The organism is Brevibacillus sp. GCM10020057, assembly GCF_042683565.1.
GTDB lineage: Bacteria > Bacillota > Bacilli > Brevibacillales > Brevibacillaceae > Brevibacillus.
Genome location: NZ_JBHUJW010000018.1, coordinates 53,287 through 77,117 on the forward strand (window position 1 = coordinate 53,287; position 23,831 = coordinate 77,117).

Below are 23,831 nucleotides of genomic sequence, written 5' to 3' on the forward strand. Positions count from 1 at the left end.
CGATTATCGCTTGTTGCTGCGGCGGCGCTCCTGCTGCTCGGCACGGCGCTGCGCGCGGTTTTTCGGATCGGCATCGCCCGACGTGTCACTGTCAGGACGATCGGACGGACCGGATGTCTGCAGCTTGCTCGGGTCCATACCCTGGCCGCGGATGACGTCCTGACGCTCCAGGTTTTGGCTGACTTCCGCTTTCATGATGTACATGGCGACTTCTTCTTCGACCGCCGCAATCATGGACTGGAACATTTCGTAGCCTTCAAACTGGTATTCGCGCAGCGGATCGTTCTGTCCGTAAGCGCGCAGGTGAATCCCTTGACGCAGCTGATCCATCGCATCGATGTGATCCATCCACTTGCTGTCGACAGCGCGCAGGATGACCACTTTTTCAAATTCGCGGATCATGTCGCCAATCTCGGCTTCACGCTGTGCGTACTGCCTGTCGATCTCGGCTTTCAGAAGCTCGCGGATTTCTTCCGCTTCTTTGCCTTTCAGCATTTTCACGGTAATGGTTTCTTCATGCAGGAACGAATGGTTGGCTGTATCCGCCAACGCCTGCAGATCCCAATCTTCTGGCACCTCTTCTTTCGGACAATGCGTCTCGATGTTGCGGTCCATGACGCTGTACAGCATGCCCAGCGCAACCTCGCGCAAGTTTTCCTGCTCGAGAATGTCGCGGCGCTGCTTGTAGATGACCAGACGCTGCTGGTTCATGACGTCGTCGTATTGGAGTACGCCTTTACGGGCATCGAAGTTGGCGCCCTCTACCCGCTTCTGGGCGGATTCGACAGCGCGCGTCACGAGACGGCTCTCGATCGGCATGTCTTCTTCCATACCCAGACGATCCATCATGTTCATGATGTTGTCCGCACCAAAACGGCGCATCAGTTCATCCTGCATGGAGAGGAAGAACTGGGAGGAACCCGGGTCCCCCTGACGGCCGGCACGACCGCGCAGCTGGTTGTCGATCCGGCGGCTCTCGTGACGTTCGGTACCGATAATGTGCAGACCGCCCAGTTCGGCTACGCCTTCTCCGAGCTGGATGTCGGTACCGCGGCCCGCCATGTTCGTCGCGATCGTCACCGCTCCGTACTGGCCGGCACGAGCGACGATCTCCGCCTCGCGAGCATGCTGCTTCGCGTTCAGGACGTTGTGAGGCACGCCTTTTTGCTTCAGCATCTGGGACAGGCGCTCCGAATTCTCGATGGAAATGGTACCCACGAGGACCGGCTGGCCTTTTTTGTGGCGTTCCACGATGTCGTTGACCACGGCGCGGTACTTCGCAGCCTCGGTCTTGAATACCAGGTCAGGCAAATCAATACGCGCCACCGGCTTGTTCGTCGGAATGACGACGACATCGAGGCCGTAAATCTTTTTGAACTCTTCTTCTTCCGTTTTCGCCGTACCAGTCATACCGGACAGCTTCTGGTACATCCGGAAGTAGTTTTGCAAGGTGATCGTCGCCAGCGTCATGCTCTCGCTCTGCACGCGCAGACCTTCCTTGGCTTCAATCGCCTGGTGCAGGCCGTCACTGTAACGGCGGCCCACCATCAGACGTCCGGTAAACTCGTCGACGATCACGACTTCGCCTTCCTGCACCACGTAGTCCACGTCGCGCTTGAACAGGACTTGCGCCTTCAGGGCAGCCGTAATGTGGTGGTTCAAGGTGATGTGGGCCGTGTCGTACAGATTCTCGATGTTAAACGCCTGCTCCACCTTGCTGACGCCTTCGTCTGTCAAGGAAACGATCTTCAGCTTCTCGTCGATCGTGAAGTCTTTTTCCAGCTCCAGTCGTTTGACGAAGTGTGAGCAGATGTAATACAGCTCGGTCGAACGGTTCGCGGAGCCGGAAATGATCAGCGGCGTACGCGCTTCGTCGATCAGAATGCTGTCCACCTCGTCGATGATGGCATAAAACAGCGGCCGCTGCACCATTTGTTCCTTGTACAGCACCATGTTGTCGCGCAAGTAGTCGAAGCCGAACTCATTGTTGGTACCGTACGTAATGTCGCATGCGTATGCGGCGCGCTTTTCTTCCGCGCTCATCCCGTTCTTGTTCAGGCCAACCGTCAGCCCCAGGAAGTTGTAGAGCCGACCCATGATGGTCGAGTCGCGCTCCGCCAAATATTCGTTCACCGTAACGACGTGCACGCCTTTCCCCAGCAAGGCGTTAAGGTAGGTGGCCAGCGTCGCTACCAGCGTTTTCCCTTCACCGGTCTTCATCTCGGAAATACGGCCTTCCTGCAGAACCATACCACCGATCAACTGGACGTCAAAATGCCTCATGCCGAGAACCCGTTTGGATGCCTCTCGGACAACGGCAAACGCTTCATTCAAAATCTGGTCCAGTTCTTCTCCGTTTTGCAGGCGAGCCTTGAATTCGGAAGTCTTTTCCCGCAGCTGCTCGTCAGAGAGTGCTGCCATGCTTGGTTCCAGCGCGTTGATCGCTTCTACGCGCTTAAACATTTTTTTGACTTCGCGTTCATTGCTGTCGCCAAAAATCTTTTTAACGAGTCCTAACATGAGGACACCCCTTCCATATGCTCCCAATGCAAGATAGGTCTTTCGTCTCGGTTTGGGAGTGCTCCACATATCTCTATAAAGAGATACCGATTCTCCGAAATAAACTCTCTCTAAAAATCTATTCTAACAAATCATTTCCCCACTACACAAGTAAAGGGAGTTGCCAATAGCAACTCCCTAGTTTTATACGAGTAACAGGCTATAAAGTTTCGTTATTTGGCTTCAATCAACCCGTAGCGCCCGTCATGACGGCGGTACACCACACTCACATCGTTGGTATCGCTGTTCTGGAATACAAAGAAGTTGTGTCCCAGCATATCCATTTGCATAACAGCTTCATGGGCATCCATCGGTTTCAGGTTGAAACGCTTGGTGCGGACAATGTCAATGTCCACATCTTCCTCGTCGCTCTCCTCGGCCAGCACTACAGCGGCTGAATGACTCGCATTGACTTTTGCCGTAGAATCGACGCGCAACTTGCGCATGAGCTTCGTTTTGTGCTTGCGAATTTGACGTTCCAGTTTTTCTACCACCAGATCGATCGCAGCGTACATATCCTCATGGGTTTCCTCTGCCCGGATAATCACCCCGCCGAGCGGGATTGTTACCTCGATCGTGCCTTCTTCCCGATGAACCCGCATGGTTACATGGGCTTCGGCAGGCTGCGGTGTTTCAAAATACTTCTCGAGACGGCCCACTTTCCTTTCCACATACTCACGAAGTGCTGCAGTGATTTGAATGTTTTCTCCACGAATGTTAAATTTCATGGTTCCAACCCCCTTCCGTCTAGTTAAGAATATTCGTCGGAAAGGCAAATAATCCTTCTGGCTCCCTCCAAAAAAATGATACAAAATATTTACTATTCGTTCATATTCGACATAACTCTACTAATACTTACTAAATTTCCGGTGCTATAATGCGTGGAATCAACAAAATCCGCCAATTGCGCATCCAGAAATAACCGACTGACATAATAATCCCCCTGCACCCTTCACCGGGCCAGGGGGATTTCCTGTTTTCTACAGTTTGACGACGTTTGCTGCTTGCGGACCGCGATCGCCTTCCACAATGTCAAATTCTACAGCCTGGCCTTCTTCCAGACTGCGAAAGCCTTCAGACTGGATCGCCGAGAAGTGGACGAATACATCGTCGCCGCCTTCCCGCTCAATGAAGCCGAAACCTTTTTCTGCATTAAACCATTTTACTCTGCCTTGCATGAAACAGCACAACCCTTTCTTTTGCGAAAAATTTGGATAGATATCCTGCGTGGTTCTTTTCTAGTGTACCCAAAAAGGCGGCTGTCATTCCCTTTATTTAGGGGTATATCGCTTCTCCAGTCCTCGCACGACTACCCGCGAGAGGAACAGCGTGAGGATTAAATAGATCGCTCCGGAGGTGAGGTACGGAGGGAAGCGCTCGAACGTATTTTTCGCAACGTTGAAAGCCGCATAGCCAAGCTCCGGTGTCGCAATGATCGCGAGCAGGGAGGAGTCCTTCAGCAAGGCGATAAACTCATTGCCAAGCGCAGGGAGCATGCGCAAAAAGGCTTGCGGGATAATGATCAGGCGCATCGCCATCCCTTTGGTCATCCCCAGCGAACGCGCAGCTTCCATCTGGCCGGGATCAATGGACTGGATTCCTGCGCGAAAGATCTCCGCAATATACGCCGCTGCGTTCAAGGTCAGCGACACATAACCGGAAAACAGGGCTTCCGGCACCTTTGCCTCGGGGAAAAAGATACCCCAAATGCTCGGGATAACTGCCGTATGAATCAGCAAGATTTGCAAAAACAGGGGAGTGCCGCGAAACAGCTCCACGTAGATAGCTGCCGGCGCCTTGAAGTAGGCTTTGTCGGACATCTTGCCCAAGCCGATAAACAAGCCAAGGATCGTCCCGCAAATAACGGCTACCGTCGTGAGCAGAATCGTATTGCCGACACCACGTATGAATAATTCCCGATAATCATAAACTACACTCCAGTCCAAGTGCACGCCTCCTCTCATTAGCTGCACAAGCACAAGGAACGGGTACGCCTCTGGACGCACCCGTCTTGCGCTACATCTACTGCCGTTATTGGCCGAAATACTTTTCGTTGATTTCTTTCAGCTTGCCGTTTTCCTTGATTGTCTTCATGCCTTGGTTGATTTTGTCCAGCAGCTCGGTGTTGCCTTTTTTCACGATGATGCCGTAATGCTCGACCTCGAACGAATCATCCTTGACCAGCTTGAATTTCTTGTCTTTTATTTTCTTCGCGTAGTCCTGAAGCACAGCGTTGTCCGCTACAACAGCGTCTACCCGGCCGATGAAGAAGTCGTCTACGGCAGACGGCGTATCGTCGTAGCCTTTGATGCCTTCATACGTATCGCCGAATGTCTTTTTCACGACTTGCTCGCCTGTCGTGGCAGACTGCACCCCGATCTTTTTGCCTTTCAGCTCCGACAGCTTGGTCACAGTCGAATCTTCCGGCAGAAGAATCAGCTGGTTCGCATCGAAGTAAGGCTCCGAAAAGTCGTATTTTTGTTTGCGCTCATCCGTGATGGTAACAGCGGAGATTCCCATGTCGACATTCCCTTTGTCAATGCCGTCAAACAGCGGGTCCCAACCGGTGTTTTTCACTTCGATCTTGATTCCGGCAGCATCCGCTACCGCTTGGATCACATCGATGTCAAAGCCCGTGATTTTGTCTGCCTCCATCTTTTCAAATGGCGGATAAGCAGCGTCCGTACCTACTACATAAACCTTTTCCGTGGTTCCCGCTCCTGAACCGCCATTCGATGCTTGCTGGCCGCCCGATGCTTGACCGCCGCCCGATCCGCAGGCTGAGACCATCAGTCCCACCCCTACAGTCAACGCAAGTGTAGCCAGCCATTTTTTCCCGATCCTCAATCGAAAAACCCCCTTGATACTGTCTCTTTGTGATTTTATCCACAGACTTATACACAAACAAATCATGTGTAATTCGCTTACTCCACAAGGTTATCCACATTTTACACATGAAGTTGCGCACAAGCTGGGCGCAGCAATTTCTTGCTCGTTTCGCGGCCATTTTTCACTCCGGTCAGAATGAGATGTCCACAACGGGCAAGAAGTTGCCAGAAAAAATGAAAGATTTCTGTCAGATATACTTCTATCTGATACACAGGAATCCTCCTAGAAAATGCAGGCATCGCAGAAAAATATGAATTATTCTTTTTCTGCTAAAATGATAATCTCCACCCGGCGGTTGCGCGCACGGTTCTCCTCATTGGAATTATCCACTAACGGCCTGGATTCTCCCAATCCTGCTACTGTAAAGCGGGTGGGAGACAATGTGTACACATCAACCATTTCCCGCATTACCGCAATGGCGCGACCCGTCGACAGCTCCCAATTCGTCTTGTAGTGGCTTCGGGCAATCGGCACATCGTCAGTGTATCCCTCGATCCGCACGCGGTTGCCAAACTTCTGCAGCACACCCGCTACCGTCCCGACGACCTTTTTGCCCTCCTGCTTCAGCTCGTCCGAACCGCTTGCAAACAGGATGCTCACCGGCAGGCGGATACGCAAACCTTCTTGCGTCTCTTCAAAATCGAGATTCAGCTCGGCCAATGCGGAAGACAGCTGCGTTCGCACCGTTTCCATGTCGCGCTGAGCCGTGTCTGTCTCAGCAGAGCCAATCGGCGGGGCAGGAACAGCTGCATCCGGCACGGGTGGCTCCCCGGTATTTACCAGCGCCCTTTTCTGCGCTTCCAGTTCATGCACTTCCCGCTGCAGCTCCAGCTTTTGCAAGTTCAGCAGATCCATGCTCTCGTGGACTTGCTGCAGTGCCGCTTGTTGCTGGGCCGTTTCCTTTTTGGCTTCTTCCCGCTGGGTCTGTATGCTGGTCGCGTGGGACGCCGCGATAATCACCACGATGACGAACAACAGCGTAATCAGGTCGCTGTAGCTGATCAGCCAGCTTTTCTCCAGCTCCTTCTCGTCGTACAGCCGGTCGTCAAGCATAGCGATCCTGCCTTTCGATCGTTCCCCTCATGCTGCCCGGCTCTTTGATCAGCACCAGCTTCTGGTCGCCGGGCAGGAACGAGTTCAGTTTTTCAAACAGCAAGCGCGGCGTCTCCATCCGCTGCAGGCCGACGCAGCCTTCGATGTAGAGGCGCTTCTCGAACATTTCCCGGTCATACAAGTCCATCAGCCGGTAGTAGCAGGGCAGCGCCAGCATGTTCGCGAGGAGCGCGCCATAGAGCGTAGCGACGACGGCCGCGCTCAGGCTGTGCCCCGTCACCGTAAAGTCAGAGAGCGACTTCAGTACGCCCGTCATCCCGAGCAGCGTCCCGACCAGCCCCATCCCGGGAGCCAGCAAGCTGACAAGCCGGAAAAAGCCTGCGGATTGCTGGTAGCGGTACTGCTCCCCTTTTAATTCGTTTTCCAGAATGAGGCGCAGCTCGTCCTCCGGTACGCCCTCGATCGCGAGCAGACTGCCGCGCTGCACGAACGAGTCCCTCTCCTTTTGCAGTTCCTGCTCGAGCGCGATATACCCCTGTTCCTTCTGCACGAGCGCGTAGTAGTAGAAGCGCTTGATCGTCTCCTCGACGTTGCTCTCGCGCCCATGAATGAGCAAGCGCGCGATCGCTTTCAGATCCAAATGCTTGCGCTTGATGGCATAGGAGATGATGACAGCGAGCGCGACCAGCTCGATCGCGGTCGGATTGACCAAATCGGCCAGACTGCCGTTCAGGTAGACGGCGTGGATGAAGATGAGCAGCACTCCTCCGATGAGGAGCAGCGAGCGGCGTTTTGTGGACAATGGTGTCACCTTCCTAGTGGTTTGACTCGAAAACGGATGATCCTTTGGTTTATCGGCAGTTTTAATTTTATTATTATAACAGAGGTTTTCGATCACATGGAGATTCGCTCGAATATGAATGAAACGGGGTTCATTTTTCATTCAAAAGAAGAGCCACACGTTTATAAAGCCGCCGAAAATAATAGGAGGCTGCCTGTGAAAAACAGCAAGCCCCCCTTACACTCTGCACAAAAACCTCACGAAAAGCCTTTATGAAAAAGGTATTAATTTTTAATTAAAATCGCCATATAAGCAATGCTGGAAAAGCCGTTTGCCACCAGTAGTTCGTGTATTCTTCTCAAGTACAGGCTATCGTGTTCTACTACTTTTGAAAACGATTGGATGAGTTTTATCACATGCTCTATGCTAAATGACTCTTTGTGATAGCCAGCCATTCCAATGAGATGAAGCTTGATCAGTGAATAATGCACAACCAGCATCACGTATTCCTCGAAAACTTTCATCGAAGTCGAGTGCGGAAATACATTCTTGAATACGTAATTCACCAAGTAATTCTCAAGTATGTATTCCCTCTCTTGCATGACTGGCAAGTAGTACTCCTGATAACTTTTTTGATATCTATCACTCACCTCGTCAATAGCTGCCTCTGCTGTAAATTGAAGTCCTTGCAGCATCTCTTGATAGCATTCAAAATATCTGACTCGAGTATTGATTCCCGTTGCAACACGAAAATCAGCGAGTTCTTTCATCAGTTGCATCTGGATCGTTACAGAAGTTGAAATACCTGATAAACTTTTCTTCACTTCTTCTTCCATGATCAATGCGTCATAAGCTTGAATCAGTTGCGGGATGGCTTGATAATTTCCCTCGTCTATACATTCTTGTACTTTCTGATAGAACATGCCAAGAATGATTAAGCGATCTGAAAGAGGATAGTGACGATTTTGTATTGTCTTTATTGTAAATATTCGCAGTTCCCAAAAGTAACGGTCAAGCTCGTTTGTCTTCTCTGCTGCTGTATGAATAATATGCCTTACATAGTGACGCATGTTTGGGGGTTCCATTACTTCTTCAAATTCCATTTTATTTGGATTAAGCAAACTAAGCCGCACTGCCTCAGGACAAGACAAGGTTAATGATTTTTCCAATGCGCCATTTACTATATTCGCCACACGCGGAAACGTGCTGCAAAGATTGGACAGATAGTCTTCGCCTAATTTCAGTTGAAGCAAGCATAATTTTTCTTCTGTCAAAAGTGGACATGCCATTTCTTTCATTTTGAAAGTAGCATACTGTCCGTGGGACGGATTGGCGTGATTTCTTTTTAACACCTCACGAAACAGATCACTTATTTCAGGATCTGCTACTTTTTCGTATTTACGATAAGTATTTTGATCGATATCTACACTCCATCCACTGCAGCAAGTATCTTCGCAAGCAGCCCCAGTACAGGCAAACCTTTTGTAATAATCCGGAACAAGTGCAACGATCGGTTTTTCCATCATATCGTTTCCTTCTCTTCTGTTATATTATTTGCCTCTACATAATAATTTCCAGGGTTAAGATGGTAGTTGGCTTTTCAATTATTTACGAATTAAGTAAGGTAAGGTTCAAGCATATGATCTATTTCCGCTTTCCAATCGACAACCAGCTTGTACAGCTGTTGAGACAGTACCTGCTTCAACTGATACGAGTCGTGATGGTTATAGGAGTGAACGACCACCGTAAACAAATGAACGATCTCATCGTTAAGGATGCTAATCTGATCGAACTGCAAACTTTCATGGAGTGATTCGAGCTGGCTCATAATCAGGAGATAAGCGTCTATGATCTCTTGCATAACTTGTTTCGTTGGTTCGAGCTCATCCTGTTCTACTTTTGAAATGACAAATCCAAGTGAGTCCAGAATTGAATCAGATACTCTTTTTAATTGTTCCAAAAGCTTTTGTGACTTAATAACAGGAGGAAGCTCGGTCTCTGCCCTGGATTGACTGATAACATCCGAAGAATTTTGCGAATAATCGGTTCTTTTTACTTTGGATTCGATTTTTACTTCTAATGAAAAATCATCCTTGAAATGAAAATAGTAATCCTTTTCTCCACAATTAAACACTCTGGTAGCGTTTTCCAGAAACTCATTTGTCGGTGTCCGTTTTAACAGTTGGGACCCAGCATCCAGTTCCGCAACGTAATCAAAAAGTTTGCGTAACGATGCCTCCATCGCATGCCCGTATTTTTTGAACAAGACACCGTCAATATCCCCTTGACCAACGCGCTTATAGAAGGTAGGGTTATATCTCCTTAATAGACTGATCACCCTGTCCTTATCTTCTACCGAAGCAATATTGTCTTGCTCACAATGAAAATGATAATAACGTGTTTCTGATGGGACTCGATGTTCTTCCACTAATAAACTACGAATAAGTTTATGGGAATCTGATAAGTAGAACTTTGAAGTTTCATCCAGGATTGTCCAAGGGTTATTATAGGCGCAGGACATCGAATAAACTTTTTCATTATGCTGTTGGTACATGACAAAGTCGGATTTCAAAATTTCTCTTCCAACCATAAAGTTTATTTCCGCGCGGGAGAAGCCTGAATTTTCTATGATGAGCGAAAAAGTATTAGGTGCGAATTTCCCACATAGCATGGCAATATAACCGCCATAAGAGCTTCCATAGGCAATTACCTTCTGCTTGTTCACTTGTGGAAAACGCTTGAAAATATCGCCAAGCACCGTTAAACAGTCAAGTGTCGGCAAAAACCCAAAAGATTGATATTCGTTCCTCCCGGTAACTCTGAGAATTTGACAGCGCGGGTCAAGAGACTGCATCCCTTTGCTTTCTAACACTTTGACAATTCGTTGTTTTAACTCCACGTCAGAAGTAATATGATCCCAATAGTCGACAGGCGTATGATATAGCTTTTCCATACTCTCCTTGAACGAATTGTCCAGATACATGAGCCTAGTGCGGTGAATCCCAAAGTAATTCATAGACACCACTATACAATTGTATCTTTCCGCCAAGTACGGGTTCAATTTTTGCGAATAATATTCGGAGTCAGCGGTCCCGCCAAACCCTGGAATAGATAAAATGACTCCTGTATCATTCGTAACCCCATCACCAGGAATTGACACATAATAATCAATCGGGTCTCTTTTTATAAAGAGTTCTATATCTGCATGAGGTGTAATCATAAATTTCAATGTCGACATATTAACCCACCTATTTGAGTTTAGAGAAATAAGGCTGCCTGAAATAAATGGGGTTGGGCAAAACCGCCTTCAAATATGCTCGATTCTGTTATTGATATTCATAATATGACAGCACTTTTTCAACACCACAGATCACATCTTCTACATCCTGATCACTCATCGCCGGAAAAAGCGGAAGAGTTATAATTCGTTCATATAACCATTCAGAAATGGGAGCTATACCTGGCTTATATCCCAAGTTTTGATAATATGGGTGCAAATGCACCGGGATGTAATGTACATTGACACCTATATTCTCAGCGATCAGCGCTTCAAAGACTTCTTTGCGGCCAACTGTTAAATTTTCCAGATTCAGTTGGATGACATAGATATGCCAGCTGGAATCACAACCGTCCAGTTGATAGGGAATATTGACTAAAGGGTTATTTGCAAAACGCCGATTGTACTCCGACGCAATTTGTCGGCGGCGGTAGACAAACTCATCCAACCTCTCCATTTGCGACCTTCCCAGCGCAGCCTGCAAATCAGTCATGCGATAATTGTATCCGAGATCCACCATCTCATAATACCAAGGTCCCTCTGGCTGCTTATGCATAAAAGATGCTTCCCTTGTAATTCCATGACTGCGAAACAGTAATAATTTATCGTAAAGATCCTTCGAGTTGGTGGTAATAACCCCCCCCTCTCCTGTTGTTATATGTTTGACAGGATGAAAGCTTAGCATAGTCATATCAGCTATACTTCCTACACGCTTACCTTTGTAGAAGGCACCCAGAGAATGGGCAGCATCCTCTATTACGAGTAAATTATGTTCTCTGGCAATCTCCATAATCTCTGAAAGTTCAGCAGGCTGACCTGTAAAATCTACAGGAATAATGGCTCTTGTACGAGGTGTAATCAGAGAGCGAATTTTTTGAGTGTCGATGTTATATGTATCAGGACGAATGTCCGCAAAAACAACCGTTCCCCCACAATATCGAACACAGTTAGCACTTGCCGCAAACGTCATAGGTGTGGTGATTACCTCGTCACCTGCTGTGATACCAGCAGCGTAACAAGCACCATGCAAAGCAGCGGTTCCATTGGAAAACGCAACCGCATACTTTGCTCCGACCTTGTCCGCGACCGCTTCTTCAAACTCTTTTAGTTTTGGTCCCTGTGTTAAAAAGGGCGATTGCAAAGTTTGTACAACCGCCTCAATATCTTGCTCGGAAACCCACTGCTTGCCATAGGAGAGATAAGTATCTCGAACTGGTGCCCCCCCATGGATTGCCAATTTCCCCCGATTTGCTGACATGGTTTTCCTCCTATATCAGGTTTGTTTTCTCGATCCATGCTTCGGTTCGACGGATTCCTTCCTCAAGTGAAATCTCTGGCTTCCAATTCAGCAGGCGCGTCGCTTTCTGGTAATTACAAAGGAGCTTTTGAATTTCCGCTTGCGGGTGAATGTGTTCTACATGTTGGATGCGATTCTTGTCTTGAACAATTAGCATAGCCAAATCATTAATGCTAATATCACGGCCTAAACCAGCATTTACAATATGGCCATTAACAGCATCGGAATAGCCCGCTTCAACAACAAACCGTGCACAATCTTCAACATATAGCAAATCACGAGTTTGAGTCCCATCTCCGTATATGCACAAGTTTTCGCCGTTTAACTTCCGCTTCAGGAAGACGGCAACAACTCCACCTTCGCCACCGGTTTTTTGAAACGGTCCGTACGTGTTAAACGGTCGAATTACAACCGTTGGCAGTCCATATGCAAAATAATAGGATAGAACCATGTTTTCCCCGGCAATTTTCGATCCTGCATACGGGGAAGCAGGTTTAATTGGATGTTCCTCTGTAATTCCGGTTTCATCCTTGCAGCGATCATAAACCATGCACGTACTCATAAAGACCATTTTTACGTTGTTTTTACGGCACTGCTCCAAAACGTAGAAAGTTCCAACTGTATCGTTATTAAATGTAGGGCGTGGGTCATCAATACTGTCTTGAACATTGATACTTGCACCCAAGTGATAACAAATGCTGAATTGGTTTTGAAACAACTGCTCCAGCACGTTTTCATCTTTTATATCCCCATGAACAAATGAACGAAATCCCGGATGATTCTCAAACTCGACAATGTTCTCACGGCGGCCATTGGACAAGTCATCCAAAACCCATACTTGATGACCATCATCTAACAGACGCTTCACTACCCAACGTCCAATAAAGCCTGCTCCACCTGTTACCAGTACATTCATTGCTAGCACCCTTTCGTTATTCGTCAAACAATTCCCAGCTTGCTGGTGTCCCTTTTTTTACATCTCGCTTTACTTTTTTGCCAAGTAATTGGTCAATATACTTGGGGGGGAGTCCGTAACCCGGGCGAATAGCGCGCAAGTTTTGTTTTGTCAGAGTCTCTCCCTTTTTTATGTCCTCCACGACATAGAGTGAACGTCGAAAGACTAAAGAGTTTTTTTCCTTTTCTGTTGGACCGTACCTGACTTTGCCAAGACTTTGCCAAGCACGCTCCGATTCGACCACGAGACTTTCAAATTCTTGCGGCTCCAATGAGAAGGCCGAATCCACGCCTCCATCAGCTCGTCTCAAAGTGAAGTGTTTCTCAATGACTGTTGCTCCAAGGGCTACACTCGCGACAGCGACACCGACACCCATCGTATGGTCAGATAATCCAACCTCTACATTGAACAATTCACGCATATGCGGAATCGTAAGAATATTAGTATTTTCAGGTGAGGCTGGATAGGTACTTGTACATTTTAACAAGACCAGATGTTCGCAACCTTCTTCACGCGCTGCGCGAACTGCTTCGTCCAGCTCTGCAATTGAGGCCATACCCGTAGAAATAATGATTGGTTTGCCCGTGCGTGCGACTCTGCGAATTAGAGGAAGATCGATATTCTCAAAAGATGCAATTTTGTAGATGGGAACATCCAGACTCTCTAAAAAGTCGACAGCAGACTCATCAAAAGGCGTACTAAAACCGATCATTCCCAACTCCTTGCAACGATCAAAAATAGGCTTGTGCCATTCCCAAGGAGTATACGCCTCTTGATACAACTTGTACAAAGACTTCCCTTTCCACAAGCTATTTGGGTCATCTATCGAGAACTCACCCTCTGCATGGTCGATCGTCATCGTGTCGGCTGTATAGGTTTGAATTTTGAGAGCGTGTGCCCCCGCCTTCGCTGCCGCTTCTACGATCTCCAATGCACGTTCCAATGATTGATTGTGGTTACCAGACATCTCCGCAATGATAAATGGTTGAACATCCCGACCAATCTTTCTGTTCCCTATCACAAAAGATTTAGGTTGACTCATTTCATTTCTCCCTAATCGAAATGGTTTTTAATAGGTAAATTGTCTTCTTTGTTGCTGCCAGTCTTGCTTTGTTAACTCAAAAAGCTGTACACCTACCCATTCACCGTCTCGAAAAATCACGTTCTCTTTCTCTCCAACATTGCGAAAGCCTAACTTCTGGTGGTATTTTAAGCTGGCAATGTTCGTATTCAATACTTCTCCATAAACAGTATCTATGATGGAAAAGATATAATCTAGAGCTAGTAGAGCCATTTTCGTTCCCAAGCCCTTTGGAGCTGCTTCTTTTCCAATATAAAAGCCCCATTTTGCAGATCGCTTATCCAGAGAAATCTCCGTAAAGTTTACATGTCCATATGGTTCTTCATCTACCAGGAAGAGCAGATATTTACAATGGTCCCATTTGCTCACTCTCTCAAACCACGCTCTGTGTTCCTCCAAAGATATCAGGCTATCATGATACATCTGCTTCCTGATCCGATCAGAATTTCGCCAGTTCAAAAGTAATTCAAGGTCAGACTCTTCTATTTCCCTCAATCGATACTGCAAACGAATCACACCCTTACTCTGTTACTAATCGGTTAATCACCCTGTCTACTCCTCTACCGTCAACGAGAGTAAAAGCAATCTCGGCCATCTTGTTTAATATTTCGGGTTTATTATGAAGTTCCCTGATAACCTTTCCGAGTTCGTAAGCGCTGATACGTTCTGCACAACCTAGATACAATGCTGCCCCTTGACGATGAACCTCTTTTGAAATTTCCACCTGATTTTCGGCGACTGTGAGTAGGAGAGTTGGTTTCCCAAGGCAACATCTTTCCCATGTATTCGTCCCGCCTGCCCCAATCACGTAACCTGATCGCGCTATAATTTCCGGCATTTTGGGGGTTTGAATATGGAGTTGAACGTTTGGTGCCTGCTCACAATACGCTTGTAATTCTTCACGATGCGGGTTGGAACTGCCAATGACCACTTCTACTTTTATATCGGCTAAATCGGCCCAATCCAATGCATCCAATGTTTTTCTGGTTTGATTGGAGGGATCACTTCCGCCAAAGAAAATGCAAATTTGATTGGGATTTACCGTCAAATTCGTTATTCGCTTTCGCAGATTAACAAATTCCGGACGAATGAGTGCATACTTAGGTCCCATTAGCAGCTCTGTTGCTTTAGACACTTTTCCTTGGTAACGAGATTCCATATTCGGGAGTAGATTTTGGTCCAGAAGCAAATCACAACAATGTTCTCTATTTTCAAGATCATCAATGACCATGATTTTATGTACAAATGGTTTGACAATTCTCTCCCATTTACTGTCTATGCCATAATGGTCAACAACTAACCATTCCACGCTTTCTTCCCATCCGTTCATGACGGAAAGAGTTTTATGTACATCCTTTTCCCAATAATGCTTTTGAAAATAGGAATATGGTGATTCATACACTTTCCCTAATTCATCAGGTTCAATTGGCATTTTCACCACTTGGAACCCTTGGTCACTGATCCAATCGGCCATATTCCCAGGGAGTAAATTGCAAATAAAAGTTGCCTTCCAGCCTTTATCCCTTAAAGCATTGGCAAGTGTAAGACACCTCATTACATGGCCGCTGCCAATCTTTGTTGATGAGTCTGTCCGGAAAACTACGTGTGGCATGGCCATTCCCCGCCCTAATCATAAATGGTTAATAAAGAATCCCCCCGCTTTGGGGGGATTCTTATGCTTTTTTATCCACGATTAAACCCAACTTTTCGTAGAAATTAGCCACCATGTCCATGAACTTCTTAGAGGGAATCTCTTTAATGACTTCGTTGGTACTATCACTGACCACCTGAACATAATATTCATTCAGTCGATCATGAAGAACAAATTTCAAGTGCGAGCTTTTCATCTCGGCCCACTTGTTGAGGTGTTCCAACTCTTTGCTTATTTCTTTCTGAGTATAGTCTTTTTTCTGAGGTACACCTTGAAAGCTGTCAGAATCACTTGCAGCGCGTCCGTTAACCCGCCTTTCTGCCCCTTGTTCCATCATCGCAGATGTTTCACTACTTTCAAAGAAAGTAGTGCCAACCGTTTTGATTTCCATTCTTATCCTTCCCTTTCACACCGTTATTTTCTTCTGATCTATTTTTTTTGGTCGAAGAAAGCACCGAAAGGCATTAAACGAAAATAAGAATCATATTGACTGGCAAAGGAGCGTTTCTGTTTTGCGTCTTGAAGTTGTGCCTCCAATTGACCCATTCTTGCAGTAATGATCTGAATGGCTTCTTCCTCTTTTTGCTTTATCTGCTGATAAACTGCTTGATATGATTCTGGATTTGATTCCTCCAGTAAGTGCGTATATAATTTTTGAAGAATCTCTTCCCGCTCGTTCGTCAAAGCCACAATGCTACTTTCCACATCTTCCTGCTCTGGATCGACATGGCCCAGAGTATTCACAATTGCTTCGGTTTGCTTGAGCACCTGATCAAGCAAGTGCTCCACCGTATGTGGCATAACCGTTCACCTACTTTTGGGCACGGGCTAGAATCATCGCCTGTTTCCATGTTTCACGAAATTCTTGAAAAAAGCCCTCCACCTCGTCAAGTACCGCACGATCCTTTTTAATATTAGCCTCTATTAACCTCGAGTTCATATAATCGTACAGGAGCAACATATTCTCGGCGATTGGGTACTTGCGGTCAAGTGTAATAATGAGTTCGCTGAGGATGTCTTGCACACGTGTAATCAGATTATGGGCTTGATTTGAATTATTATCCTGAATAGCCTGTTTTGCTCGTTTAATAAAAACAATTGCACCCTCGTAAAGCATCAATGTGAGCTCTTCTGGCGTTGCCGTTCCAAACTGGTTTTGCTTATAGGTGTTTTGCGCCGCCGATTGAATCATACTGTCCCTCCGGTATTACTATTTTTGGAAGAAGTTTGCTAATTGACTGCCTTGCGAATTTAATTTGTTGAGCATTTCTTCAAGCCGGGCATATTTGCTGTACAGGCTTTGCTCATAATCCGACAGAGTTGATTCTTCATACGATATTCTTTTCGTATAATCATCAATTTGACGATTCAGCGCACTTTGCGTTGGTACGATCTGTGTCATTTGGCTTAACCCGGAAATAATGTCATTTACAGTTTCAAACAATCGAGTACCTATACCGGCATCGGCGCCCGTAGTCAGTCTGCCTGTTTGCGGGTCTCTAGTTCCGCTTTTCGTAAAAAGGTTTGAAACTTGCTCTGGAGAGTTGGTTAAGGCATCGCGCAACTTCGTTTCATCAACGTATATTTTGCCATTTTCCATATAACTAAGGCTGTTCGTACCATCTGATGGCTTGGTTGTGATCCCGATGCTGGCAAGTGAATTGAACTGACCAGCTCCTATACCCGATACTACGTCGGACAACATCCGCCTCATTTTATCCAGCCCGCTGGATATGACACTATCATTCCGAAGCAACCCGGATTTCGCTTTTTCTTCCCACGCCTCAATATCCTTATCTTTCATTTCGCTCTTTTGAGAATCGGTCAGTGGGAGGTAATCACGATATTTTGGCTCACTAATCTTGTTATTCATCACTTCGATTAGTTCATTATATTTGTCAAAAACGCCTTTTATCGTATTTACTACTGAATCCACATCATACATTACGGATGAACTGACCGTATAAGGAACACCGGAGGGATCTTTTAGCAAGGTGAAATTGATGCCGTTCAAGGTAAAGGAATTGTTACGAACAGTGACTTCTCCCCCACCATTCAATTCTACCTTTGCGTCTTGCCCGTTTTGTATGAGTCCGGTATCGTTGGCTCCACTAGCAGCAACTTTTAATTTGTATAAGATGTCAGTATTATTCAGATCTGTAATTTGAATTTTAGTAGCACTTCCTGTGTTGCTGCTCACAAAAGTCAGTTTATCTGACAGGCTGTCATAAGAGGCTTTTACACCTGTCAAATTGGATTGGGCATTTATTTTTGCAGCAATCTGACTGACATTGTCACCGTTTGCAATAGCAATATCCTGAGTTCCTAACTCTCCCGTTACCCTTAGCGTTAAGTTTTGTGTTGCCACTCCGGCTGTCCCCAGTCCAATAGCTGCGCTGCTGGATATGGTTGAGTATTTCGCTATTTGATTTACTTTAAGAGAATAGTTTCCATTAATTGCATTAGCCGTTGGGTTTACAAGTACATTTTGTGAATCATTGGAAGAAACGATTGCTTTTTTGGTTAAAAAGTTTGTTTCCAGCGTTAATTTACGGGCTTCATTTAGAAAAGCAGAAACCGTCGTATTCATCTCCCGATATGCGTCACGAGTCCATGTTAATTGGGTAAGCTTTTGCTTTTTTACGTCGATCGGAATTCGTTTTGCTTGCATTTCCTGCTTAACGAGAGACTCAATATCAAGCCCAGAACCTAACCCAGTAATTCGTATCGCCATTTCTCTCACCGCCAATGTATTAGTCCTTACTATTTATATCGGCTGATATGAAAGGTTCATTTACTTTTTTGTGTGACATGAGCGTTTATTAACGCTAAGTCGGGGTGATTCCTCATGAGGTCCAAACAATCCTTCCACTTGATCAACCGGTCGCTCTGATATAAGTGTTGATAGATTTTTTCTATTAATTCCCAATCTTCCTGAGTATCGAGAGTCCAACGGTAGTGTGAATAATCCGCTTCGCACGTAATGGATCTAACAGAAAACCGATCCGTATTTTCATACACAAACGGGGTTACATGCTCACGTTGATGATGTTCTATGGCTTCTCGATTGGCCGTCTCTAATACTGCAAAGGAAAAAACCTCGGTATCCAAGCCACGCGGGTAACTACGTTCTAATGTATTGCTGGTATAATTTACGCTGCTATTAAGATGTATTTTTAATATTTCACTGGACACCAGAGGATCAATTAAAGGACAGTCGGATGTGATTCTTACGATGACATCCGCCCTCTGCTCTTTCGCAGCCTCATAATAGCGAGAAAGTACATCATTTTCACTTCCTCGGTAAAACGGCACACCTAACCGTTTTGCCTCTTCTGCAATCACGTCATCCTCTGACTTTCTCGTGGTTGCAATTACAACATCATTCACATCAGAAAAAGATTGCGCTCTTTTTACCACGTGAGATAGAACAGTTTGGTCAATCAGCTTTTTCATTACTTTACCTGGCAGGCGAGTAGAACCCATTCTCGCTTGAATAATGACCACTTTGCGCATGTTCGGTACCCCTTACTTAATTAGCCCTTCTTCGATAATCCAATGCCGAAGGGTTTCCCGTGAGATAGGTTGTTCTTGATGTGAGCTGACTTCTCTATTCACAACTCTTTTCGCATTAGGATAAGGCCTATCTGACTTTTCTTCTTTAAATGCACTCGGGATAATAAACATATCCGGCAATTCCCAAGCAGTTAGCTTTTCTTCTGCGGTCATCAACTCTTCATAACGTTTTTCACCCGGACGCAACCCGATTTCTTCCACTTCAATCGCATCTGAAATTTGGTAGGCAGACTTCACTTCTTCGATTACCACATCAACGAGATCTCTCAGAAGAATCGTCGGCATCTTGAGTACAAATACTTCGCCGCCATCAGATAATTCATTGGCTTTCAGCATTAGTTTCATCGCTTCTGAAGCTGTCATCATGTACCGGGTCATTGTCAAATCGGTTACTGTAACCCTGTGGTTTTCCAATATTTGCTTTTTGAAAAGCGGAATTACAGATCCCCTTGACCCCATAACATTACCGAATCGCACTGAGGCAAAAACCGTTTGCTTGGGGCCTTTTTGGTATTCTGCTGCGGAAATAAGGCGCTCTGCCATTAGCTTGGATGCGCCATAGGTATTAGTCGGAGCAATTGCTTTGTCAGTAGAAGTGAACAGTACCTTTTTCACACCATTTTGAATGGCTGCCTGAATCATGTTCTGTGTTCCGATTATGTTTGTTTGTACTGCCTCAAACGGATTATACTCACAAAACGGTACGTGTTTCATCGCAGCCAGGTGGAATACATAATCTACATCTTCCATCGCTCTGTGCAATCTTTGTCCGTCTCGAACGTCGCCGATCAGAAAGCGAAGTTTATGCTGCTGATCAGCAAATGTTCGTTGCATTTCAAATTGCTTATATTCATCACGACTCATTATCCTGATTACCTTTGGATTCTGAGTGAGTAAATAGCGTACCAAGTAATGCCCCAGAGTACCTGTTCCGCCAATAATCAGAATTTTACTTCCCTCGTAATTTATCATGTTCAACCCCTACTCGTTCAGCTATATTCTTGGATAATTGAATGAACAGATCGCCGTGCATCAACCGCATTAAAGCCTTGCTGCATTTCAATAAAATCAACCAAAGCAAGATGATGAAAACCTTCTATATAAGCTCCGCCCTCTGTTGCATTATAAAAAACTTCCTCGGCATTCCTGGCTTGCTCCTCGAACCATTTTTTATAGAGCAATAAATTTCTCGGAGCAATTACACTTCCTTTACGATCAAAGGATGTTACCAGTTCTCCTTTTACATCTTGTGTCCACTGTCTGTAGAGAGGGGTGCCTTCCATGTGTGTCTGATTATTGGTATAAGCCAAATCTTGACCAATCAAGCAAATAGGATGGCAACCTAAGATTCTTGCAAGAGAAAACAAGGTGGTAGACACAGAGCCGCCTGTTTTCACCAATATCTCCCCATGCTTCATGGCTTCCTGTTCAGCAAATGGATACCCTTCCTGGTACAAAATAAATTTCGGGCCAGAATATTGCTCAACAACTTCTGAACAAGCAGTGCTCAAGAAAAACAGTGGAATTTGTTCTTGTTCCACTCCGGATATTTGCTTTACCATCTCTGGTTTGGGATCGGTCATTACAACAAAATCCGGCCGAATATTTCTAAGTAATAACGGCTTAAGTGCTGTTCCTACTGCACCAATCAAACAATGTTTAGAAGCAACGGCAAGATGCGGAAGCGACTTCTCCAATGATGGACCTGCGCTGACTAGCAAGATCGGCACATGAAACTTGTCTTGAAATGGGGAGAGGGACGGCCACTTCTTTTGCGTGTTTCTCTCGAAATTTTCAAGTAACAAATCATGAAAAGCCAGCACACTGTTTTGATGTATCTGGTAATCTTTTAGTACAGATTTTAATTGCTCCAATGTTTTGGGCATGGCTTTTAGAGACGGTTCGTGAACAATTACGTATACGTTCTCGTCATTCCACAGTTCGACTCGTTGCGAAAAGATATGAAGGCTATCTGCGACAATAAAACGAATTCGAGGGTCATCCCAAACAGAAGCATAAACCCCACGTTGTTCATTTTGTTGAAACAACCCACAATTTGTTTCCCACACTTCTATTTCCAATTGTTGCAAAGCAGTATCCTGAAGAATCTCTTTAACGTGATGGCAGCAGGCCGCACCATATATAATGATCCGATCATACTCACCTTTTAGAATGTGCTGTATATGAGCCTGTGAAAAACGTTGTGCTTCAACAATGGGATCGTAACGACTATGCATGTAAAAAGGAGCAGAGCCCTCTACATTAACATAAGATGTCCACTCCCCATTTTTAGCCTTCTCTACGACTACTGTTGGCGCATCAACTGCTTCAGCAGCAGGTTGGATATAGTGTTTCAATGTGATACTTTCTCCAAATTCGCTTGAAATGTTGAGAGCAGTGGTTTCATTTCATGTTGAAGGAGGTCAGACATAGAAACAAAGTCACTTTGTTCCATCGCTTGATTCATTTGAACCAGCAAGGAATTCATTGTTTCACCATCCCACTCTGTTAACAGTTGGTCATTTATCTTTCTAATGCCTTGTACTGCCTGTATCAACCAATCCATTCCATCTAAAAACATGAGCAGTGCATCCAGCCAATTGTTACGATTATACTGAATATCGCTAGAAATCTTCTCTGCAGCAGCAGATAGCTTGGGCAAATACTCGTGAATGCTTTCTATCGTTTCATCAATCAGTTGTTGTGGCATTATCCTTTTTCCTCCTCAAATAACCAGTTTGGGAACTCTATTTTCGGTTTTGCTTCAAGATAAAACTCTTCAGGGTCATAACCCAACTTGATTACAATTTGTTCGATACCCTTCTCGTACACTTCTAGTACTTGCTCTTTTCCTTTAATCAATCTTTTTAAGAAATAGCATTGATGAGTAAGGATTTGTCGCAATCGGTCTACAGAAGACACACGGGAGATTGGATTGATCTTCACGTGATAATTTGATAAAAGCGGGCGCAAGAAGAAAGTGATGAACGAGTCGCTCAGAACATCCTTCAATATTTGTTCTACATTTCTTAAGATCCTACTCGCTTTTTCTTCCAGAAGCTCTACCTTTTCTTGATCCTCCAGCTCTTCCTGAAGCTTGTTCGCCGCGTCTAAAACTTCCTCGGCAAAACTGGATATACGTTCAAACTCTCCTAACTGCTTGTTAAAGAAATCAATCATATTGGAAATCTTCTCACGCAATTGCCCTGCATCCGGTACAGGCGGAAGACTGGAAAAGACCTCCGGGATTGTCTCAACAGGTTCTTGACAATACTTTTCTACCACTTCTTTAAACGGCATTTTTTGCGTGCCCTTAATGTCAACACCACCCTCTGTTGCATTGATAACGAATGCAGAGGGTTGCACAGTAATTAAGTGTTCCATCCAAAACAGGAACTGTCGCCACAATTCTCTTGACCTAACTTTTCCCCCATAGTAACCATCCAAGTATACTTCACGGTTCACAAAACTCTTATCATCCTGTAGACTATCTTTGATTTGATTACGTTGTTCAATACTCATCTCAATACCAGATTGATCAACATAAAAACTGTCTTTACTATGGGTAGATCCTTCCTCTGAATAAGCCAAATCTTGTCCGATAAAAACAATTGGCGCTCCCCCCAAGTAATTCGCGAGGGAATAGCTCAGATGCGCAACAGAGCTTCCGTTATACAGGGTGCCCATATCACCCAAAGCCTCACTCATCAACCTGCTATGGGAGATATTTTCCTTGAAGACTGGCACCACATACTCATTCCAGTATTCAGGAATCCTGCTATCCATTAAACTTAAGCCAATCAGCGCTGTATGTTTCGGAATCTTTAATCCTTTAATAGAAAGATCATAAGAATTTGCTCCACGCTCAAGAATGCAAACGATATCTGGTTCGATTCCGTTTTTTAGCAAAACACGAAAAGCTGATTCGGCACAAATAATGAGAGCCTTTCCTTTCACACTTTTGAGTAAAGGAAGCTGCTTGTCTAATGACGGGCCAGAGGCTACGCATATGATAGGCTTGTTCTTATATTTCTCTTTCAGCTCCGTTAGACGATGTGACTTTAAGGCAACAGGCACATTCTTTAATTCATTCTCCATACCCAACAATGTGTCTTCGAGAGAATTGCCCATTGAAGTCATATGATTACGCAGATGATTCACGAGTTCTTGAATGACCTCTTCGTAATACTCAGAGTCTTTACGGAATGTAGCGAAAGTCCGGAGTAAATCTGTCTGAAAAAAATAGTACCCAATTAGTGAAACAAACAATGTATTTAATACTGTCGACATATCTCCGACTGACTCAGTCAATATGATCAGCCTTTGCAGTTTGCCTTCCAAATATGGCGATAAATCAACGTCCTCCAGGAATTTCTTAACGAGAGCCGTATCTTTTTCTATGATTAAAACCCACGAAGCTTCGGTTTTGTTTTCTAAAATTTGTTTTACAATGGCTGTAGAGCCCATTCCCAATAAAACATACGCTGTATTATCAAAGTTTACTTTATCCAGAAATTGTGTTGCTTCAAACTGCGGATCATAAATGCTTCCAGAGTAAAATTCCATCCCCTGATGATCTACCATCTTATAAACATAATCTTGTCCTACTTGAATCGATTCGATATGATCTGTACGAACGGTTTCCATGTGCTTCAGGAGCCATTGATTATATTCCACTAAGTATTGAATGTTGCTATCATAGTAACTCATTC

General features: G+C 45.2%; 24 protein-coding genes. All 24 read right to left on the bottom strand.

Translation table 11 applies throughout. The annotated features are described in order from the left end of the window. Positions 1–3: 3 nt before the first annotated feature. The gene (gene secA / locus ACFSO0_RS05250) at positions 4–2,520 is read right to left on the bottom strand and encodes a preprotein translocase subunit SecA (RefSeq protein ID WP_376877313.1); all 2,517 of its coding nucleotides are present in this window, start codon (positions 2,518–2,520) and stop codon (positions 4–6) included. Between the two features lie 212 nt (positions 2,521–2,732). Further along, entirely contained in the window at positions 2,733–3,287 is a 555-nt protein-coding gene (gene hpf / locus ACFSO0_RS05255) for a ribosome hibernation-promoting factor, HPF/YfiA family (protein ID WP_376877316.1), read from the bottom strand. A 252-nt stretch (positions 3,288–3,539) separates the two neighbouring features. Next, positions 3,540–3,737 carry a cold shock domain-containing protein gene (locus ACFSO0_RS05260; RefSeq protein ID WP_376877319.1) on the bottom strand — a complete coding sequence of 66 codons (198 nt, stop codon included), beginning with the start codon at positions 3,735–3,737 and terminating at the stop codon, positions 3,540–3,542. Positions 3,738–3,830: 93 nt separating this feature from the next. Further along, entirely contained in the window at positions 3,831–4,505 is a 675-nt protein-coding gene (locus ACFSO0_RS05265) for an amino acid ABC transporter permease (protein ID WP_376877322.1), read from the bottom strand. An 85-nt stretch (positions 4,506–4,590) separates the two neighbouring features. After that, complete coding sequence (locus tag ACFSO0_RS05270; protein WP_376877325.1) at positions 4,591–5,406, bottom strand: basic amino acid ABC transporter substrate-binding protein; 816 nt, start codon at positions 5,404–5,406, stop codon at positions 4,591–4,593. Positions 5,407–5,507: 101 nt separating this feature from the next. After that, complete coding sequence (locus ACFSO0_RS05275) at positions 5,508–5,660, bottom strand: hypothetical protein (RefSeq protein WP_376877328.1); 153 nt, start codon at positions 5,658–5,660, stop codon at positions 5,508–5,510. Positions 5,661–5,703: 43 nt separating this feature from the next. After that, positions 5,704–6,501 (bottom strand): OmpA family protein, encoded by a 798-nt coding sequence (locus ACFSO0_RS05280; RefSeq protein WP_376877331.1) that lies wholly within the window; start codon positions 6,499–6,501, stop codon positions 5,704–5,706. Next, the gene (locus tag ACFSO0_RS05285; RefSeq protein ID WP_376877334.1) at positions 6,494–7,303 is read right to left on the bottom strand and encodes a motility protein A; all 810 of its coding nucleotides are present in this window, start codon (positions 7,301–7,303) and stop codon (positions 6,494–6,496) included. The genes ACFSO0_RS05280 and ACFSO0_RS05285 overlap by 8 nt, the downstream gene beginning before the upstream one ends. 263 nt (positions 7,304–7,566) lie before the next feature. Next, on the bottom strand, positions 7,567–8,805 hold the full coding sequence (fliB, locus tag ACFSO0_RS05290; protein WP_376877337.1) for a flagellin lysine-N-methylase: 1,239 nt from the start codon (positions 8,803–8,805) through the stop codon (positions 7,567–7,569). A gap of 92 nt (positions 8,806–8,897) precedes the next feature. Beyond that, positions 8,898–10,520, bottom strand: coding sequence for a DUF2920 family protein (locus tag ACFSO0_RS05295; RefSeq protein WP_376877340.1), 1,623 nt, complete (start codon positions 10,518–10,520; stop codon positions 8,898–8,900). Positions 10,521–10,608: 88 nt separating this feature from the next. Continuing rightward, positions 10,609–11,817 (bottom strand): UDP-4-amino-4,6-dideoxy-N-acetyl-beta-L-altrosamine transaminase, encoded by a 1,209-nt coding sequence (pseC, locus tag ACFSO0_RS05300; RefSeq protein WP_376877343.1) that lies wholly within the window; start codon positions 11,815–11,817, stop codon positions 10,609–10,611. A 10-nt stretch (positions 11,818–11,827) separates the two neighbouring features. Continuing rightward, positions 11,828–12,772 carry a GDP-mannose 4,6-dehydratase gene (locus ACFSO0_RS05305; RefSeq protein ID WP_376877346.1) on the bottom strand — a complete coding sequence of 315 codons (945 nt, stop codon included), beginning with the start codon at positions 12,770–12,772 and terminating at the stop codon, positions 11,828–11,830. A 16-nt stretch (positions 12,773–12,788) separates the two neighbouring features. Beyond that, entirely contained in the window at positions 12,789–13,853 is a 1,065-nt protein-coding gene (gene pseI, locus ACFSO0_RS05310; RefSeq protein ID WP_376877349.1) for a pseudaminic acid synthase, read from the bottom strand. Between the two features lie 27 nt (positions 13,854–13,880). Then, positions 13,881–14,399 (bottom strand): UDP-4-amino-4,6-dideoxy-N-acetyl-beta-L-altrosamine N-acetyltransferase, encoded by a 519-nt coding sequence (gene pseH / locus ACFSO0_RS05315; protein ID WP_376877353.1) that lies wholly within the window; start codon positions 14,397–14,399, stop codon positions 13,881–13,883. Positions 14,400–14,412: 13 nt separating this feature from the next. After that, positions 14,413–15,504: a UDP-2,4-diacetamido-2,4,6-trideoxy-beta-L-altropyranose hydrolase gene (pseG, locus tag ACFSO0_RS05320; RefSeq protein WP_376877356.1), complete on the bottom strand. Its 1,092-nt coding sequence runs from the start codon at positions 15,502–15,504 to the stop codon at positions 14,413–14,415. 61 nt (positions 15,505–15,565) lie between these two features. Next, positions 15,566–15,934 (bottom strand): flagellar protein FlaG, encoded by a 369-nt coding sequence (locus ACFSO0_RS05325; RefSeq protein ID WP_376877359.1) that lies wholly within the window; start codon positions 15,932–15,934, stop codon positions 15,566–15,568. Between the two features lie 38 nt (positions 15,935–15,972). After that, positions 15,973–16,344, bottom strand: coding sequence for a hypothetical protein (locus ACFSO0_RS05330; protein WP_376877362.1), 372 nt, complete (start codon positions 16,342–16,344; stop codon positions 15,973–15,975). Positions 16,345–16,354: 10 nt separating this feature from the next. Further along, a complete protein-coding gene (gene fliS / locus ACFSO0_RS05335; RefSeq protein WP_376877365.1) occupies positions 16,355–16,735 on the bottom strand; it encodes a flagellar export chaperone FliS in 381 nt (126 codons plus the stop codon). An 18-nt stretch (positions 16,736–16,753) separates the two neighbouring features. Continuing rightward, positions 16,754–18,277, bottom strand: a complete 1,524-nt coding sequence (gene fliD / locus ACFSO0_RS05340; RefSeq protein ID WP_376877368.1) for a flagellar filament capping protein FliD — start codon at positions 18,275–18,277, stop codon at positions 16,754–16,756. Positions 18,278–18,333: 56 nt separating this feature from the next. After that, positions 18,334–19,059, bottom strand: coding sequence for a cytidylyltransferase domain-containing protein (locus ACFSO0_RS05345; protein ID WP_376877371.1), 726 nt, complete (start codon positions 19,057–19,059; stop codon positions 18,334–18,336). A gap of 12 nt (positions 19,060–19,071) precedes the next feature. Next, positions 19,072–20,091 carry an SDR family NAD(P)-dependent oxidoreductase gene (locus ACFSO0_RS05350; protein WP_376877374.1) on the bottom strand — a complete coding sequence of 340 codons (1,020 nt, stop codon included), beginning with the start codon at positions 20,089–20,091 and terminating at the stop codon, positions 19,072–19,074. A 17-nt stretch (positions 20,092–20,108) separates the two neighbouring features. Then, positions 20,109–21,476, bottom strand: a complete 1,368-nt coding sequence (locus ACFSO0_RS05355; RefSeq protein WP_376877377.1) for a motility associated factor glycosyltransferase family protein — start codon at positions 21,474–21,476, stop codon at positions 20,109–20,111. Continuing rightward, complete coding sequence (locus tag ACFSO0_RS05360; RefSeq protein ID WP_376877380.1) at positions 21,473–21,829, bottom strand: hypothetical protein; 357 nt, start codon at positions 21,827–21,829, stop codon at positions 21,473–21,475. The genes ACFSO0_RS05355 and ACFSO0_RS05360 overlap by 4 nt, the downstream gene beginning before the upstream one ends. Further along, entirely contained in the window at positions 21,829–23,829 is a 2,001-nt protein-coding gene (locus ACFSO0_RS05365) for a motility associated factor glycosyltransferase family protein (protein WP_376877383.1), read from the bottom strand. Before ACFSO0_RS05365 ends, ACFSO0_RS05360 begins: the two co-directional genes overlap by 1 nt. Between the last annotated feature and the right edge of the window lie 2 nt (positions 23,830–23,831).

What these genes read in the sequence shown, in the direction of transcription:
- pseC (WP_376877343.1), bottom strand. Translation starts at nt 11,817, where the DNA reads ATGTCAGCAAATCGGGGGAAATTGGCAATCCATGGGGGGGCACCAGTT.
- ACFSO0_RS05325 (WP_376877359.1), bottom strand. Translation starts at nt 15,934, where the DNA reads ATGGAAATCAAAACGGTTGGCACTACTTTCTTTGAAAGTAGTGAAACA.
- ACFSO0_RS05345 (WP_376877371.1), bottom strand. Translation starts at nt 19,059, where the DNA reads ATGCGCAAAGTGGTCATTATTCAAGCGAGAATGGGTTCTACTCGCCTG.
- fliB (WP_376877337.1), bottom strand. Translation starts at nt 8,805, where the DNA reads ATGGAAAAACCGATCGTTGCACTTGTTCCGGATTATTACAAAAGGTTT.
- ACFSO0_RS05360 (WP_376877380.1), bottom strand. Translation starts at nt 21,829, where the DNA reads ATGCCACAACAACTGATTGATGAAACGATAGAAAGCATTCACGAGTAT.
- ACFSO0_RS05350 (WP_376877374.1), bottom strand. Translation starts at nt 20,091, where the DNA reads ATGATAAATTACGAGGGAAGTAAAATTCTGATTATTGGCGGAACAGGT.
- ACFSO0_RS05295 (WP_376877340.1), bottom strand. Translation starts at nt 10,520, where the DNA reads ATGTCGACATTGAAATTTATGATTACACCTCATGCAGATATAGAACTC.
- pseI (WP_376877349.1), bottom strand. Translation starts at nt 13,853, where the DNA reads ATGAGTCAACCTAAATCTTTTGTGATAGGGAACAGAAAGATTGGTCGG.
- ACFSO0_RS05365 (WP_376877383.1), bottom strand. Translation starts at nt 23,829, where the DNA reads ATGAGTTACTATGATAGCAACATTCAATACTTAGTGGAATATAATCAA.
- ACFSO0_RS05305 (WP_376877346.1), bottom strand. Translation starts at nt 12,772, where the DNA reads ATGAATGTACTGGTAACAGGTGGAGCAGGCTTTATTGGACGTTGGGTA.
- secA (WP_376877313.1), bottom strand. Translation starts at nt 2,520, where the DNA reads ATGTTAGGACTCGTTAAAAAGATTTTTGGCGACAGCAATGAACGCGAA.
- hpf (WP_376877316.1), bottom strand. Translation starts at nt 3,287, where the DNA reads ATGAAATTTAACATTCGTGGAGAAAACATTCAAATCACTGCAGCACTT.
- ACFSO0_RS05330 (WP_376877362.1), bottom strand. Translation starts at nt 16,344, where the DNA reads ATGCCACATACGGTGGAGCACTTGCTTGATCAGGTGCTCAAGCAAACC.
- fliS (WP_376877365.1), bottom strand. Translation starts at nt 16,735, where the DNA reads ATGATTCAATCGGCGGCGCAAAACACCTATAAGCAAAACCAGTTTGGA.
- pseG (WP_376877356.1), bottom strand. Translation starts at nt 15,504, where the DNA reads ATGCCACACGTAGTTTTCCGGACAGACTCATCAACAAAGATTGGCAGC.
- ACFSO0_RS05280 (WP_376877331.1), bottom strand. Translation starts at nt 6,501, where the DNA reads ATGCTTGACGACCGGCTGTACGACGAGAAGGAGCTGGAGAAAAGCTGG.
- ACFSO0_RS05260 (WP_376877319.1), bottom strand. Translation starts at nt 3,737, where the DNA reads ATGCAAGGCAGAGTAAAATGGTTTAATGCAGAAAAAGGTTTCGGCTTC.
- fliD (WP_376877368.1), bottom strand. Translation starts at nt 18,277, where the DNA reads ATGGCGATACGAATTACTGGGTTAGGTTCTGGGCTTGATATTGAGTCT.